The following is a 14,055-nucleotide window of genomic DNA, read 5'->3' as shown; positions in this document are numbered from 1 at the left end:
CCGCAGAAATGGCTTTTTTTATTTACAGCAATAGTTTTGCATCGTTTTCATTTTAGTTTTTTTTAGTTGTTAGTTATTTAATTTATTGAATAAAAGGTATGGTTTCAAGAATCCTTCCCATACAAAAAATGTATCAGATAGATTTTTGGGTAAATTCAGTAAAATAGTTTTGAAGGTATTTTTTAAGAAACCTGCTCTTTTGTAAAGATCAAACGGCAGATAAAATAAAAGTAGATTTTAACAACAGAAACACATATAACAGCAAGTGTTATAAGTGTACTTTTTAGGAAGAATGTAATGCGATATGCTTTCTGTTGTTTTCACAATAATAGTTTTTATGGTTTGAAATACTATTTAAAACTCTACTAATCCTATAGACAAAGTTAAATTTTATATAATAAAAACCAAAAGTTTGTTGGTTTTTTTTTGAAAAAGCTTCATTTCTATGTACTTATAGATTACTGGTTTTCTTCTTAACCCCTTATTTTAAGAGGGTTCTTTAAGCAAATGAAATTCTTAAAAATGTTTTAAAAAAAAGCAAAAAACAATTAAAATTGTAGTATTTTTTACTTTGTTTTTTATCTTTTCTAATTCTTAAAAAACTAAAAAAAAGAGGAAAAAACGTCACGCACAGAAAAAAATGTACTCAAGTTTCATTTTAAATGAAGAATCATTAAACTTTTACTGTCTTAATTTTTAAAATTTAGGCTTTTGAAATTAAATTAGGCAGGAGTTATTCATGCAACAATTAAAATTCTTACAAAGAACGTTTATAAATTAAAGAGCTTGTTTAAAAAAACACAGACTGTTTTAAGTGTAATTAATTAATATATTGTAATTTAGGTTAGTTTTATATTAAAGACGTAATTGTCTTTAATATGATATATGTCATATTTTGTAAGTATTTAAGGTTTTAATTTTGGTGCATTATTGAAGTGCATCTTAGTTCGATAATATTTAAAATTTTGATATGGATAACCTTTCTCAATCACACCGAATTTTATTTTTAAATACGCTGGCTTTTACGATTTGTTTTGCCTGTTGGACATTAAATGGTGTATTAGTTACTTTTTTGGCCGATAAAGGAATTTTTAATTTTACTGTAATTGAAACCGGCTGGCTTTTAGGAATTCCTATTCTTTCTGGTTCTATTTTTAGACTCCCAATCGGAATTTTGACAGATAAATATGGTGGTAAAATTGTCTTTTCAACTTTACTTTTACTGTGTTCAGTTCCACTTTTTTTACTTCCTTTTGCCAATTCATTCTGGAGTTTTGCTGTTTTAAGTTTTTTCTTCGGATTGGTAGGAACCAGTTTTGCTGTTGGAATAGGCTATACATCTGTTTGGTATCCAAAAGAATGGCAGGGCAGGGCATTGGGAATTTTCGGAATGGGAAATGCGGGCGCGGCAATTACCACTTTTATTGCTCCAACTTTATTAAATAATTTCACTGAAAAAGATCCAATAAATGGATGGAAAATGCTTCCTGTTATTTATGCAGTGGTTCTTGTAATTATTGGAATACTTTTTATTGTTTTTGCTAAAAATAAAACTAATCAAGGTGTTTCAAAAACAATGACCGAATTACTTTCTCCGCTTAAAAAGACCAGAGTCTGGCGTTTTGGAACTTATTATTTCTTGGTTTTCGGTTTTTTCGTAGCCTATTCGCAATGGCTTCTTCCCAATTTTATGAATGTTTACGGTACCACTTTAGTCATGGGCGGTATGTTTGCTACAATGTTTAGTTTACCGTCTGGTGTAATTAGAGCTTTTGGAGGTTATTTATCAGATAAATTCGGAGCAAGAAAAGTTATGTACTGGGTTTTAGGTTCTTCAATCGTCATCAGCTTTTTATTAATGTTTCCGAAAATGGAAATCTTTACGGCAGGTCCCGGCGTTATGGCAATGAACAATGGAGTTGTAACAGAAATTGCTCGCAGATAAAATAATTGTAAACGGAAAAACGCATCAAATCAATGCTAAGAAAGATTTAGAAAAAGACAGTCAATCTGTTTTTCCAGTAAAAACTTCTTGGCAGGAAATTATTGTAAAACAAAATCAGGAAGTCAAAAAGAAAGAATTACTGGCGCAGGGAATTACACAAATAAATTTTAGCGCGAATCTTTGGGTGTATTTGGTTTTGGTAATCCTTATTGGTATTTCTTGGGGAATAGGAAAAGCGACTGGTTTACAAACACATTCCAGAATATTTTCCAAACGAAGTAGGAGTTGTTGGCGGAATGGTTGGTTTAATTGGTGGACTTGGCGGATTTTTAGGTCCGATAATATTTGGTTATCTGCTCAATTACACTGGCTTATGGACCAGTTCCTGGATATTTATTTTCGTGGTTTCTGTTCTCTGTCTGCTATGGATGCACAGAACAATTATCAATGCGACCAGAAGTAAGTTACCAAACTTTACTAGAGATATAGAAAATAATCATTAAAAAATTAAATAAAGTAGACATATGAAAACTTGGTTAGACAAATGGGATCCAGAAGATGAAGCGTTTTGGAATAACGGCGGCAGTAAAATTGCATGGAGGACACTAACGATTACAACGATAACTTTAATCTTGTCATTTGCTTCTTGGTTTATGATGAGTGTTATTGCAGTAAAATTGCCTGGACTCGGATTTAATTTTTCAAAAGATCAGCTTTTTTGGTTAACCGCTATTCCTGGATTAGCGACTGGGTTTTTGAGAATTGTTCATACTTTTCTATTACCAATTTATGGAACACGTCATATTGTATCATTTGCTACAGCAATTAAACTTATTCCCGTAATCGGAATTGGTTTTGCCATTATGGATGTCAATACACCATTTTGGGTATTTGCAGTTTTGGCTTTTACAACTGGTTTTGGTGGTGGAGATTTCTCATCCTACATGCCAAGTACAAGTTTGTTTTTTCCTCAAAGGCTGAAAGGAACTGCGTTAGGATTACAGGCTGGAATTGGAAATTTTGGCGTTTCCATTGCGCAATTTGTAACACCGCTTATAATCAGCGTTGGGATTTATGGTGCTCGCAACTAGTTTTACAAGTGTAGATCCTAAAGAAACTTTAGCACTTATTAAAAACTCAAGCATAGAAAAACAAAAGGAAGTTTTTGCTACACTTGATGCTGAAGTTCAAACTAGAATACTTTCCTCTGTAAAACAAAATGTAATTGATTCTGTAACAACGGCGGTAAACTCGAATGATAATGTAGTTGTATTTTCTGCATTACCAGTAAAGGCAAAAGCAAAAGCCATTGCAAATGCAAATCCAAAGTTGGCCGAAAAAATCTTAGATAGTATTAATCCCGAAAATACAGCGGTAAAAAAGACAGAAATATACTTGCAGTCAGCAGACTTTTTGGTACGTCCCTTTTTTAATAATCATGACAATTTTAAGTTGGTTTTATTTAAGAAGTATACCAATGATGGCATCTGTAAAAGAACAAATGGATATTTTTTCTAATAAACACACTTGGTACTGCACGATTACTTACGTAATGACTTTTGGAACTTTTGCAGGTTTATCTGCCGCTTTTCCTTTAATGATTAAGTTTCTTTATGGAGATTTTCCTAATCCGCCAGATCCTTTAGTATATGCATTTTACGGTCCGTTATTAGGTTCTGCCAGCCGTGTCGCTTTTGGATTTGTCGCTGATAAAGTGGGAGGGGCAATTTTAACAACCATTACAGGTTTAGGAATTTTAGCGGGAGCAATTTTATTAGTGACACAAGGATTGGTGGCGCCAACAAGTATGGATCAATTTCCGCTTTTTGTTACGGTAATTTTAGCAATGTTCTTTTTTACCGGAATTGGAAATGCAGGTACTTTTAGACAATATCCAATAATCTTTAAAGAAAATCCACGTCAGGTCTGCTGGAGTGATAGGCTGGACAGCTGCAATTGTCGCTTTTGGACCTTTTATCTTTTCTAAGTTAATAGGGAATAATATTTCTGCTAATGGTACTGTAAATCAATTTTTTATAGGCGTTTGTTTTTTCACTATTTTAGCTACAGGTATCAATTGGTGGTTCTACAATCGTAAAAATTGTGAAAAACCAAGTTAAATAAGTAATCATTTAATTTTATTAAAGATGAAAAATAAAACGTTTAATACCAAAGCCCTGCTTGTTGCAACTCTTGTTTCTATATTGACTATTGTTTTAGTTTTTTATGGTTCCAGAAAGTCGCAAAATTTTGATGCGGCACTCGTTACTTATTTATTCGGAACCGTATTCGCTTTTTTTGGAATCGTATACCGCTATACCGTTTGGCTCCAAAGACCTCCAACATGGATGTATTTTAAAAGAAGTTTACAATTTCTTTTTACAGGAAAAATACTGTCCCATTTATGGTTTTTAGGAAAAGAATCGGCTCAAAATATTGTTGTTCAGAAATTTATTTATCCAAGAAGCAAATGGCGCTGGTTTGCCCATTTTTGTATTGCTTTGGGGTGTATTTCTGCTTTCGCAATAACAATTCCACTTACATTTGGATGGATTCATTTTACATTGGCGCCAAATTCAATTTCCATTTACGAGGCACATTTCTTCGGATTTAAAATGATGGATTTTAAGATAAATTCATTTTTAGCATTTTTAATTTTTCATGCTTTAAACTGGTCTTCATGGCTTGTCATAATTGGATCTGTTTATTATTTAAGACGAAGACTCACAAATCCAGGGTTAATTGCAACCCAGACTTTTGAAGGGGATTTATTGCCATTAATTTTATTAATCGCAATATCGGTAACGGGATTGTGTCTTACGTATTCCTATCAATTCATGAAAGGTTTTGCGTACGATTTCCTTGCCGTAATTCATGCTGTAACGGTAATTATGTTTTTAATATGGATTCCATTTGGAAAATTCTTTCATATCATTCAGCGTCCCGCACAAATTGGCGCACATATTTACAAAAAAGAAGGAATCAAGAAAGGAATGGCAGTTTGTCCGCATACGGGAGAAGAATTTGCAACCCAGCTTCATATCAATGATTTAAAAATCGTAACCAAAGAATTAGGCTTCGATTTTACCCACGAAGACGGAACTTCTCACCTCGATTTAAGTCCAGAAGGAAAAAGATCACGCTTAGCACAAGCACACCTAAAAGCCAGACTAGAAGGCGGCAATTTATTTGGATAATTATAAAAAAGTATTTAGTCGCAGTTTTTAGTTTACAGTTACTAATCTGTAAACCAAGACTGAAAACTGCGACCGAAAACTGAAAACTAAAAAATATGGCAAAACTACCCGTATCAACTGAAAAAATAATTGAAGCATTTGGTCCGCATTTAAATTATGCGCCTGTAGATGGTTATGATGGAAGAGATGAACCAGATGACGTCGTAAAAACGCATTGTTGTTTTTGCGGTATGCAGTGTGGAATTCAGTTATTAGTAAAAGAAAATAAAGTAGTAGGTTTTGAACCTTGGATGGAATTTCCTTTCAACGAAGGGCGTTTGTGTCCAAAAGGTGTTCAAAGATATCTTCAAAATAATCATCCAGACCGACTTTTACATCCCATACAAAGAGTAGAAGGCAAAGGGTTTGAGAAGGTTTCTTGGGATGATGCCATGGATAAAACTATTTCTGAAATAAAACGAATTCAGGAAAAGTACGGGAAACACGCCTTTTCTATGTTATCTGGAGTTTCATTAACCAATGAAAAAAGTTATCTAGTTGGAAAATTTGCCCGAGTCGCGTTAAAAACTAGGAACCTCGATTACAATGGAAGACTTTGTATGGTAAGTGCCGGAGCAGGAAATAAAAAAGCATTTGGATTAGACCGCGCTTCAAACAATTATTCTGATTTAGAATATGCAGAAGTGATTATTGTAACCGGAGCCAATATCAGCGAAACTTTTCCAACCCTAACACATTGGATCTGGAAAGCAAGAGACCGCGGTGCAAAATTAATTGTGATTGATCCACGGATGATTCCTTTAGCAAGAACTGCAGATATTCATCTAGATGTAAAACCGGGAACAGATTCGGCATTATACGGTGCAATGCTGAAGTATTTAGTAGATCACGATATGCTGGATCATGATTTTATTGATAATTATACTTCCGGATTTCAGGAAACAATTGACGCTGTAAAAGAGTACACTTTAGAATGGGCAGAAGAAGTTACTGGAATTGATAAAGAAAAAATAAAAGCGTACTGCAGAATTATGGGGAAAAGCAAAGACAAGTTTTTTACTGCATGCTAGAGGAATCGAACATCACTCAAAAGGTGTTGATAATGTATTAGGCTGTATTAATCTCGTTTTGGCAACAGGAAGAATTGGAAAACCTTATTGCGGTTATGGTACGATTACTGGACAAGGAAACGGTCAGGGCGGAAGAGAACACGGTCATAAATGTGATCAATTGCCTGGAAACCGCGACATTGAAAACCCAGAACACAGAAAATATATTTCTGAAGTTTGGGGTATCGACGAAAAAGATATGCCTGGAAAAGGACTTACTGCTTATGAAATTATAGAAGCGATTCACAGAGACGAAATTAAAGGGTTGATTTCGATTTGTTTCAATCCGCTGGTTTCACTTCCAAACAATAATTATGTAAGAACAGCACTAGAAAAACTCGAATTTTACGTTTGTATTGATTTCTTCCTAAATGAAACAGCCCGCCATGCAGATATTGTTTTAGCAGGCTCTTTACAGGAAGAAGAAGAAGGAACTACAACTTCTGCCGAAGGAAGAGTAATTAGAATCAGGCAAGCTGTTACGCCTCCGGGAGAAGCCAGAACCGATACTTCTATATTACTAGAAATAGCCAAAAGACTGGGCGAAGAAGATAAATTTACGTATGATAACAGCGAAGAAATTTTCAACGAACTAAGAGTAGCTTCCAAAGGCGGAACGGCTGATTATTTTGGAATTACTTATAAAAAAGTTGAAGATAATATGGGCGTTTTCTGGCCTTGTCCTACAGAAGATCATCCAGGAACACCAAGATTATGGGAAGATAAAAAGTTTAAAACGCCAGACGGAAAAGCACATTTTAATCCTGCACCTTATAAATTGCCTGGCGAAGTTACAGATGAAGAATATCCAATAACATTGACTACAGGCCGTGTCGTTTCGCAATATTTAAGCGGAACCCAAACACGCCGAATTGGAAAACTGGTAGATCAATTTCCTGAACCAATGTTGGAAATTCATCCCGAATTGGTACGCAAAATACGGAATCAAGCAAAGAGAATTAGTACGAGTTGCAACCCGAAGAGGAGAAGGAGTTTTTCCGGCAAATATTGTAGAAACAATTAGAAAAGATACTGTTTTTATCCCTTATCACTGGCCGGGAAGTAAGTCTGCCAATCAATTAACGCCTGGAACTTTAGATCCTATTTCTAAAATTCCAGAGTTTAAAGTCTGCGCTTGTTTATTAGATCCACAAGGAAAAATAGCACCGCCAGCCAAAGAATCTGAAGCGTATGCAAGTGTTTAATCTATAAAAAAGAGAACTTATGAATTTGACAAATTTTAATACAAGTGAAGAATTTTTTGTAGACATGCGGCGCTGTATTGGCTGTAAAGCCTGCGAAATGGCTTGCGCCGAATGTGAAACAAATGGGCAAGCAAACATTAATCAGTGTAAATTACGTAGATCGCTCATCGACAATTCAAACAACAGTACAAGTTTGTATGCATTGCGAAGATCCAGTTTGCGCCAATGTTTGTCCCGCCGATGCTATTTCGCAGGACGAATTTGGAGTAGTTCATACTGCAAGTACAGAAAGATGTATTGGCTGTTCAAACTGCGTTATGGCCTGCCCTTTTGGAGTGCCTAAAAAAGTTGAAGAATACGATTTGATGATGAAATGTACTATGTGCTACGACAGAACAAGCGTGGGCAAAAAGCCAATGTGCGCAACAGTTTGCCCAAGTGGAGCACTGTTTTACGGAACAAGAGAACAAATTGAAGAAATGAGACCGAATAGTACGCCCGTCAACAACTTTATTTTTGGACAGGAAAAAGTCAAAACAAAAGTCAATATTATGATGCCAAAAGGCAGTACAGAATTAAGAATTTATTAAATCAGAATCATGTCAAAAGAAGATAATTTAAATCAAAACTGGAAAAAAGATTTCCCCATAAAAAAACAGGAATCAACTCAGGTCAGCCGACGCGATTTTGCTAAATTCCTGACTCTTGTTTCTGGCGGCTTAATGGTAGGAAGCGGATTTGTAACTGCAAAAGCTTTTTTATTACCAAAAGAAGAAGTGCAAGGAGAGCATTTTATCTGTAATAAAGAAGATGTTCCTGTTGGCGGAACAAGAGGATTTGTGTTAGAAGGAAGTACAATTCCGTATATATTAATTCACTTGGAAAGCGGCGAATTTAGGGCTTATGAGCAAAAATGCACCCATCTTTCCTGCTCCGTATTTTATAAACCGGGAACAGGAATAATACATTGTCCTTGCCACGAAGGTTCTTTTGATGCCATGACCGGCGATGTAATTGCAGGACCGCCTCCAAGAGCTTTACCGCAATTAGAGGTTGTATTTAAAGAAAATGCCGTTTTCGTAAAAGCTTTAATCGAGAAAAAAGACAGCTTAAATGTGTAATTTAAATTTGTAGACATGAGTACTTTTAGACGAAGCCAGAATCGGGCAAATCCTAACAAACTGAATAATATACTTTCGACACTTATTTTTATTTTAATCTTAAATGTCAGTATTCAAATATGGCTTCTATATGCTTCTTTAAATAATGCATTAGAAGACAATAAAGAAATTTTAATTCCTGCTTTTATAGCCTCAGCAATTCTATTTTTTATTGGATTTGCATGGCTTTATTACCTTCCAAAAGGTAACTTTAGAAAAAAGTAAAGGCAATCATTTCAAAATCAAAAGCTATTTGAGTTTTTCTGAAAGTATTTAAAAGAATTAGCCTAAATTTATATTTTTTAAAATATTTAGATAACTTATAATTTTAACTAAGTAAAAATACTTATATTTGTAATAAGTATTTTTTTGCTTATAACAAAATAGCCATAATGATTCAAGTAGAAGAAGCCATATCAATTATTGAAGCGAATAGTGCTAAAATGCCGACAAAGTTTATAGCGGTCAGCAAAGCGCTGGGTTACGTTTTGGCAGAAAAAGTGATTTCGCCAATTCATATGCCGCCGTTTCGTCAATCGGCAATGGACGGTTATGCTTTTATGCACGGTGTCAAACATCAATACGATATTGTTGGAACTTCGCAGGCTGGAGATCATTCAAATATAAAACTGGAACCAAACGAAGCAATTCGAATATTTACAGGCGCTTTTGTTCCAGATGATGCCGATACAGTCGTGATGCAGGAACATGTAATGGCACATAAAGATTCGATTTTGATTGCAACAATGCCTGAAAAGCTTTCAAACGTTCGTCCGAAAGGAGAACAAATTGCTAAAGATGACGTGGTTTTTGAAGCCAATACTTTAATTACACCCGCTGCAATCGGATTTTTAGCTTGTTTGGGAATTACTGAAGTTAAGGTTTATAAAAAGCCAAAAGTTGCCATTTTAGTTACTGGAAACGAATTAGTACAGCCAGGGAAAAAACTAAAGAAAGGAAAAATATTTGAAAGTAATTCAATTATGCTCCAAGCGACTTTGCAAACAATCGGAATTAAGAAAACGGAAGTTTACCGAGTAAAAGATAATTTGAAAGCAACAAAAAGTGCGCTTAAAAATATTCTGAAAAAATATGATATCGTTTTAATTTCGGGCGGCATTTCAGTTGGAGATTATGATTTTGTAAAAGAAGCTTTATTGCAAAACGGAGTTCAGGAATTGTTTTATAAAATCAATCAGAAACCTGGAAAGCCAATGTTTTTTGGTTCAAAAGAGGAAACATTAGTTTTTGCTTTACCTGGGAATCCAGCTTCATCGCTGACGAATTTTTACATTTATGTATCTCCGGCAATTAAAAACAGAATGGGATTTTCAGAAATTCATAAAACCAAAGTCGTTAGAAAATTAAATTCGGATATTAAAAATAATACTGGAAAAACATTGTTTTTAAAAGCAAAATACGACGAAACAAATGTCACAGTTCTTGACGGACAAAGTTCTGCAATGCTTAATACTTTTGCTGTTGCCAATAGTTTGCTCATTGTTCCAGAAGATGTTGAAGAATATAAAAAAGAGCTGACTTGTAACATTATTACCAATAGATTAGACTTTAGATTTTAGAGAATAGAATAAAGAAAATAGATTTTTGGGCATCAAGATGAAAAGCAGTTATGTAAATAAAAACATAAAGTCAGAGCCTGAAACCTGAAACAAACAAAACCTGAAACAAAAACATAATGAATCTCCTAAGTTCCGAAAACATACTACTATTCAGTTTTGCATTAATTGTTATTGCATTTTTATATTCAAGCGTTGGACATGGCGGCGCTTCGGGATATTTAGCTTTAATGAGCATTTTTGCATTTCCAATTTCAATTATGAAACCATCGGCTTTATTATTGAATTTGTTTGTGTCTAGTATTTCTTTTTTGTTTTATTATCGAAAAAATTATTTCAAACCTAAACTCTTTTATCCGTTTGCAATTGCTTCAATTCCAGCGGCATTTATTGGCGGATTTGTAACTTTAGATAATACGATTTATAAAATAATTTTAGGAATTGTATTGGTTTTTGTCAGCTCTGAGATTGTTTGGAATATTTAATTTTAAAGAAAAAGAAGAAGTAAAAATTAATCTTCCGTTTGCATTGGCAATTGGTTTCGCAATCGGATTGTTATCTGGAATGTTAGGAATTGGCGGGGGAATTATCCTAAGTCCAATTTTATTGTTTTTAGGATGGGCATCGGTCAAAGAATCGGCGACAATTTCGAGTTTATTCATTTTTGTGAATTCATTTGCAGGTATGCTGGGATTTCTTTTAGGAGGAAAAACAATCCCGATGGATAGTCTTTATTTAGTTCCGATTGCTGTTATTGGAGGAATGCTCGGAGGCTATTACGGAAGCGGATCTTTTTCTAACAGAACATTAAAAATGGTTTTAGGAACAGTGATTTTAATGGCAAGCGTTAAATTGATTTTTCCGTGAAAGTAATAATAGAATTAACCGCAAAGTACGCAAGGTGTTGTAAAAGCGGTTTATAGAAATAGTAAAGTTAAGTGCGCAAAGCTTTGCGAACTTAATTTAAAAGCACAGCATACTAAATGAATAAAAAAACTTAGCGCACTTTGCGGTAAAATTTTTCTCATTTCAAACTGAAACCTGAAACAAAAAAAACTATGGAAACACTAACAGTATTTATTCTTTGCGGTGGAAAAAGCTCCAGAATGCAGTCAGAAAAAGGATTGGTTTTGTTTCAGGATAAACCATTCATAGAGCATATAATTCAGGCCATTCTGCCAATTACAGATCAAATAAAGATTATTACAGCATCTAAAGAATACGATTATCTGCAGTATGAAAAAATTCCAGATTTAATTGTAGATAAAGGTCCGCTGGGTGGAATTTACACTGCATTATCACATTCTGAAACCGAATTCAATCTGATTTTAAGCTGTGATATTCCGTTAATTTCAACCGAATTATTACAGGAATTAATTTCAAAACATACTAAAGAAGCAGGTATTACAATTTTTGCTTCCGAAAGTAAAACACATCCTTTAATTGGAATTTATTCTAAAAATATTGTTCCCGTAATTAAAGAAGCAATCGATTCTAATCAATTAAAAATGATGGATTTGCTGGCTAAATTACCACATCAAATTATCAATATAGAAGAAAGTGAAAACTTTCCTTTAACCAATATTAATTCGGCAGACGAATTAAATGATCTGAATATCAATTTAAGTTAAATGATTATGCAAAACTTAAAAACACCAAAATTGACGATTGTTGGCGCAGGTCCGGGAGATGTTGAGCTGATTACGATGAAAGCGATTAAAGCTTTAAAAAGTGCCGATGTAGTTTTGTACGATGCTTTGGTAAACGAAGAATTATTAGAATATGCATCAAACGCCGAAATCGTTTTTGTTGGAAAACGTTTAGGGTGTCACGCTTATACGCAAGATCAGATTAATGATTTAATTGTTTCGATGGCAAAAAGTCACGGACATGTGGTACGTTTAAAAGGCGGCGATCCATTTGTTTTTGGAAGAGGAAGCGAAGAAATCGAGTTTGCAGAAGAATTTGGAATTGAAACCGCTATTGTTCCTGGAATTTCTTCTGCGCTGGGAGTTCCTGCTTCAGTTGGGATTAGTTTGACACAACGAAAAGTGGCAGAAAGTTTTTGGGTTATCACTGGAACAACTTCCGATCATAAATTATCAAAAGATGTTCATTTGGCTTCAAAATCGGTCGCGACCGTAGTTATTTTAATGGGAATGCATAAATTAGACGAGATAATCTCTATTTATCAGGAAAACAGAAATGATGATCTTCCAATTGCGATTATTCAAAACGGAACAAAAAATTCAGAACAAAAAGTAATTGGTACTATCAATACAATCACTAAATTGGTATCGGAGAAAAACATTTCATCGCCTGCTATTATTGTAATTGGCGAAGTGGTTAGAAATACTTCAAGCTGGATTTCCTATTTTCAGGAACATTTTGAAGATGAATTCATTTTTCAGAATTTAAATTTATAAAAATGATTGAGGTTAAATATTTTGGAGCTGTTGCTGAAAAGACAAAATGTGAGTTTGAAAAAGTGGCTTTCGCCGAAGTTTCGGCTGCAGGATTTGTTGCGTGATTTAGACGAAAAATACCAATTTGAATCGCTTTCTTTTAGTGTAGCTGTAAATCAAAAATTAGTTTCAAAAGCAATAGATTATAAATTGCAAACTAGTGATATTGTGGCTTTGTTACCGCCTTTCGCAGGAGGATAACGCAGGAGGATAAAAATTAACTTATGAATGCATCAAACCGATATAACCGCCAAATAATTCTTCCAGAAATAGGAGAGGAAGGTCAGTACAAATTATCAAAAGCTAAAGTTTTGGTTATTGGTGCCGGCGGTTTGGGAGTTGCTATTTTGCCTTATTTGGTCATGCAGCAGGAGTTGGCGAAATAGGAATTGTGGATGATGATCGTATTGAAGTTTCGAATCTGCACAGACAGGTGATTTATAAAACTGCGGCAGTTGGAAAATCGAAGGCAGAAGAAGCCAAACTGATGATTCTTGAATTGAATCCTTCGATAATAGTAAACGCTTTCGCGGAAAAATTATCTGGAGAAAATGCCATTTCGTTATTTGAAAAATATGATATTATTGTAGATGCAACAGATAATATTTCGATTAAATATTTAATAAACGATGCTTGTCTTGTGGCGAATAAACCAATGGTTTATGGATCGATTTTTAGATTTCAAGGGCAAGTTTCGGTTTTTAATTATAAAAACGGACCAACTTACAGATGTTTGTATCCAGACGAAAATAATAATGCGTTGAATTGTGAAGATGCTGGTGTAATAGGAATTTCGGTTGGAATTATTGGAATGCTTCAAGCGAATGAAGTACTAAAAATGATTTTGGGAATAGGGGAAGTTTTAAGCGGTAAAATATTGGTTTATAATATTCTGACTAACGAACAGCAAAAATATGATTTCGATAAAAATAACGTTCTTTTAATGAATAAAGAAACTTTTGATCAAAAATATAATACCAACGAAGAAGAGGTTCAAGAAGTGAAATTTGAATCGATTTTGGATGAAATTAATAATGATGAGGTTCTTTTTTTAGATGTTAGAAATATTGATGAGTCGCCTAAAATTAGTTTAAAAAATCAAATTCAGATTCCATTAATGAATTTGGAAAATGAAATTAAAAAATTGGATAAAAACCAAACGATTTATATTTTTTGCCAGTCTGGAATCAGAAGTAAGATTGCAGTAGAATTACTTCAAAAACAACAGTTTAAAAATATAAAAAGTATTGCTGGAGGTGCTTTGATAATGAAGCAATTATTAGTAACTGAGATAAATTTATAGCCAGATTAAAAAGATTATAAGTTAGATTGTCACCCTGAGCGAAGTCGAATGGCATGCCAATTGCAATCAGGCTTCGACTCTGCTCAGCCTGACA

Annotated in this window: 14 protein-coding genes and 3 pseudogenes; all 17 read left to right on the top strand. The window is 34.1% G+C overall.

The genetic code is table 11. The annotated features are described in order from the left end of the window. Positions 1–970: 970 nt before the first annotated feature. The 17 genes and pseudogenes from ACZZ95_RS25760 to ACZZ95_RS25680 all read left to right on the top strand — a co-directional run bounded on the left by ACZZ95_RS25760 (position 971) and on the right by ACZZ95_RS25680 (position 13,961). A pseudogene (locus ACZZ95_RS25760) lies at positions 971–2,448 on the top strand (MFS transporter). A 21-nt stretch (positions 2,449–2,469) separates the two neighbouring features. After that, positions 2,470–3,036, top strand: a complete 567-nt coding sequence (locus tag ACZZ95_RS25755; protein ID WP_463471267.1) for an MFS transporter — start codon at positions 2,470–2,472, stop codon at positions 3,034–3,036. Next, positions 3,020–3,463: a magnesium transporter MgtE N-terminal domain-containing protein gene (locus ACZZ95_RS25750; protein ID WP_463471266.1), complete on the top strand. Its 444-nt coding sequence runs from the start codon at positions 3,020–3,022 to the stop codon at positions 3,461–3,463. Before ACZZ95_RS25755 ends, ACZZ95_RS25750 begins: the two co-directional genes overlap by 17 nt. Further along, the gene (locus tag ACZZ95_RS25745; RefSeq protein ID WP_463471265.1) at positions 3,423–3,932 is read left to right on the top strand and encodes an MFS transporter; all 510 of its coding nucleotides are present in this window, start codon (positions 3,423–3,425) and stop codon (positions 3,930–3,932) included. Before ACZZ95_RS25750 ends, ACZZ95_RS25745 begins: the two co-directional genes overlap by 41 nt. Positions 3,933–4,092: 160 nt before the next feature. Beyond that, positions 4,093–5,142, top strand: a complete 1,050-nt coding sequence (locus ACZZ95_RS25740; RefSeq protein WP_463471264.1) for an MFS transporter — start codon at positions 4,093–4,095, stop codon at positions 5,140–5,142. 95 nt (positions 5,143–5,237) lie between these two features. After that, positions 5,238–7,456: pseudogene (locus ACZZ95_RS25735) on the top strand (molybdopterin oxidoreductase family protein). A gap of 19 nt (positions 7,457–7,475) precedes the next feature. Further along, positions 7,476–8,046: pseudogene (locus ACZZ95_RS25730) on the top strand (4Fe-4S dicluster domain-containing protein). Positions 8,047–8,055: 9 nt separating this feature from the next. Then, positions 8,056–8,577, top strand: a complete 522-nt coding sequence (locus ACZZ95_RS25725; protein ID WP_095951685.1) for a Rieske (2Fe-2S) protein — start codon at positions 8,056–8,058, stop codon at positions 8,575–8,577. 15 nt (positions 8,578–8,592) lie between these two features. Beyond that, complete coding sequence (locus ACZZ95_RS25720; RefSeq protein WP_463471263.1) at positions 8,593–8,841, top strand: DUF6755 family protein; 249 nt, start codon at positions 8,593–8,595, stop codon at positions 8,839–8,841. Positions 8,842–9,008: 167 nt separating this feature from the next. Continuing rightward, positions 9,009–10,196 carry a molybdopterin molybdotransferase MoeA gene (locus tag ACZZ95_RS25715; RefSeq protein WP_463471262.1) on the top strand — a complete coding sequence of 396 codons (1,188 nt, stop codon included), beginning with the start codon at positions 9,009–9,011 and terminating at the stop codon, positions 10,194–10,196. 116 nt (positions 10,197–10,312) lie between these two features. Beyond that, on the top strand, positions 10,313–10,678 hold the full coding sequence (locus ACZZ95_RS25710) for a TSUP family transporter (RefSeq protein WP_463471261.1): 366 nt from the start codon (positions 10,313–10,315) through the stop codon (positions 10,676–10,678). Continuing rightward, the gene (locus ACZZ95_RS25705; RefSeq protein ID WP_463471260.1) at positions 10,662–11,060 is read left to right on the top strand and encodes a TSUP family transporter; all 399 of its coding nucleotides are present in this window, start codon (positions 10,662–10,664) and stop codon (positions 11,058–11,060) included. Before ACZZ95_RS25710 ends, ACZZ95_RS25705 begins: the two co-directional genes overlap by 17 nt. Positions 11,061–11,251: 191 nt before the next feature. After that, the gene (locus ACZZ95_RS25700) at positions 11,252–11,824 is read left to right on the top strand and encodes a molybdenum cofactor guanylyltransferase (RefSeq protein WP_095951681.1); all 573 of its coding nucleotides are present in this window, start codon (positions 11,252–11,254) and stop codon (positions 11,822–11,824) included. A 6-nt stretch (positions 11,825–11,830) separates the two neighbouring features. Further along, complete coding sequence (cobA, locus tag ACZZ95_RS25695; RefSeq protein WP_463471259.1) at positions 11,831–12,619, top strand: uroporphyrinogen-III C-methyltransferase; 789 nt, start codon at positions 11,831–11,833, stop codon at positions 12,617–12,619. 96 nt (positions 12,620–12,715) lie between these two features. Continuing rightward, positions 12,716–12,859 (top strand): MoaD/ThiS family protein, encoded by a 144-nt coding sequence (locus ACZZ95_RS25690; RefSeq protein WP_463471258.1) that lies wholly within the window; start codon positions 12,716–12,718, stop codon positions 12,857–12,859. 23 nt (positions 12,860–12,882) lie between these two features. Continuing rightward, complete coding sequence (locus tag ACZZ95_RS25685; RefSeq protein WP_463471257.1) at positions 12,883–13,044, top strand: ThiF family adenylyltransferase; 162 nt, start codon at positions 12,883–12,885, stop codon at positions 13,042–13,044. Positions 13,045–13,049: 5 nt separating this feature from the next. Next, entirely contained in the window at positions 13,050–13,961 is a 912-nt protein-coding gene (locus tag ACZZ95_RS25680; RefSeq protein ID WP_463471256.1) for a ThiF family adenylyltransferase, read from the top strand. Positions 13,962–14,055: the final 94 nt, after the last annotated feature.

The sequence above is a fragment of the Flavobacterium sp. AC267 genome (genome assembly GCF_979258715.1).
The sequence above is the reverse complement of the archived record's forward strand: the minus strand, read 5'-3'. Positions and strand labels throughout refer to the sequence as shown.

Excerpts from the sequence above, each read along its gene's own strand:
- ACZZ95_RS25755 (WP_463471267.1), top strand. The coding sequence starts at position 2,470 with ATGAAAACTTGGTTAGACAAATGGGATCCAGAAGATGAAGCGTTTTGG.
- ACZZ95_RS25750 (WP_463471266.1), top strand. The coding sequence starts at position 3,020 with ATGGTGCTCGCAACTAGTTTTACAAGTGTAGATCCTAAAGAAACTTTA.
- ACZZ95_RS25745 (WP_463471265.1), top strand. The coding sequence starts at position 3,423 with ATGATGGCATCTGTAAAAGAACAAATGGATATTTTTTCTAATAAACAC.
- ACZZ95_RS25740 (WP_463471264.1), top strand. The coding sequence starts at position 4,093 with ATGAAAAATAAAACGTTTAATACCAAAGCCCTGCTTGTTGCAACTCTT.
- ACZZ95_RS25725 (WP_095951685.1), top strand. The coding sequence starts at position 8,056 with ATGTCAAAAGAAGATAATTTAAATCAAAACTGGAAAAAAGATTTCCCC.
- ACZZ95_RS25720 (WP_463471263.1), top strand. The coding sequence starts at position 8,593 with ATGAGTACTTTTAGACGAAGCCAGAATCGGGCAAATCCTAACAAACTG.
- ACZZ95_RS25715 (WP_463471262.1), top strand. The coding sequence starts at position 9,009 with ATGATTCAAGTAGAAGAAGCCATATCAATTATTGAAGCGAATAGTGCT.
- ACZZ95_RS25710 (WP_463471261.1), top strand. The coding sequence starts at position 10,313 with ATGAATCTCCTAAGTTCCGAAAACATACTACTATTCAGTTTTGCATTA.
- ACZZ95_RS25700 (WP_095951681.1), top strand. The coding sequence starts at position 11,252 with ATGGAAACACTAACAGTATTTATTCTTTGCGGTGGAAAAAGCTCCAGA.
- cobA (WP_463471259.1), top strand. The coding sequence starts at position 11,831 with ATGCAAAACTTAAAAACACCAAAATTGACGATTGTTGGCGCAGGTCCG.
- ACZZ95_RS25685 (WP_463471257.1), top strand. The coding sequence starts at position 12,883 with ATGAATGCATCAAACCGATATAACCGCCAAATAATTCTTCCAGAAATA.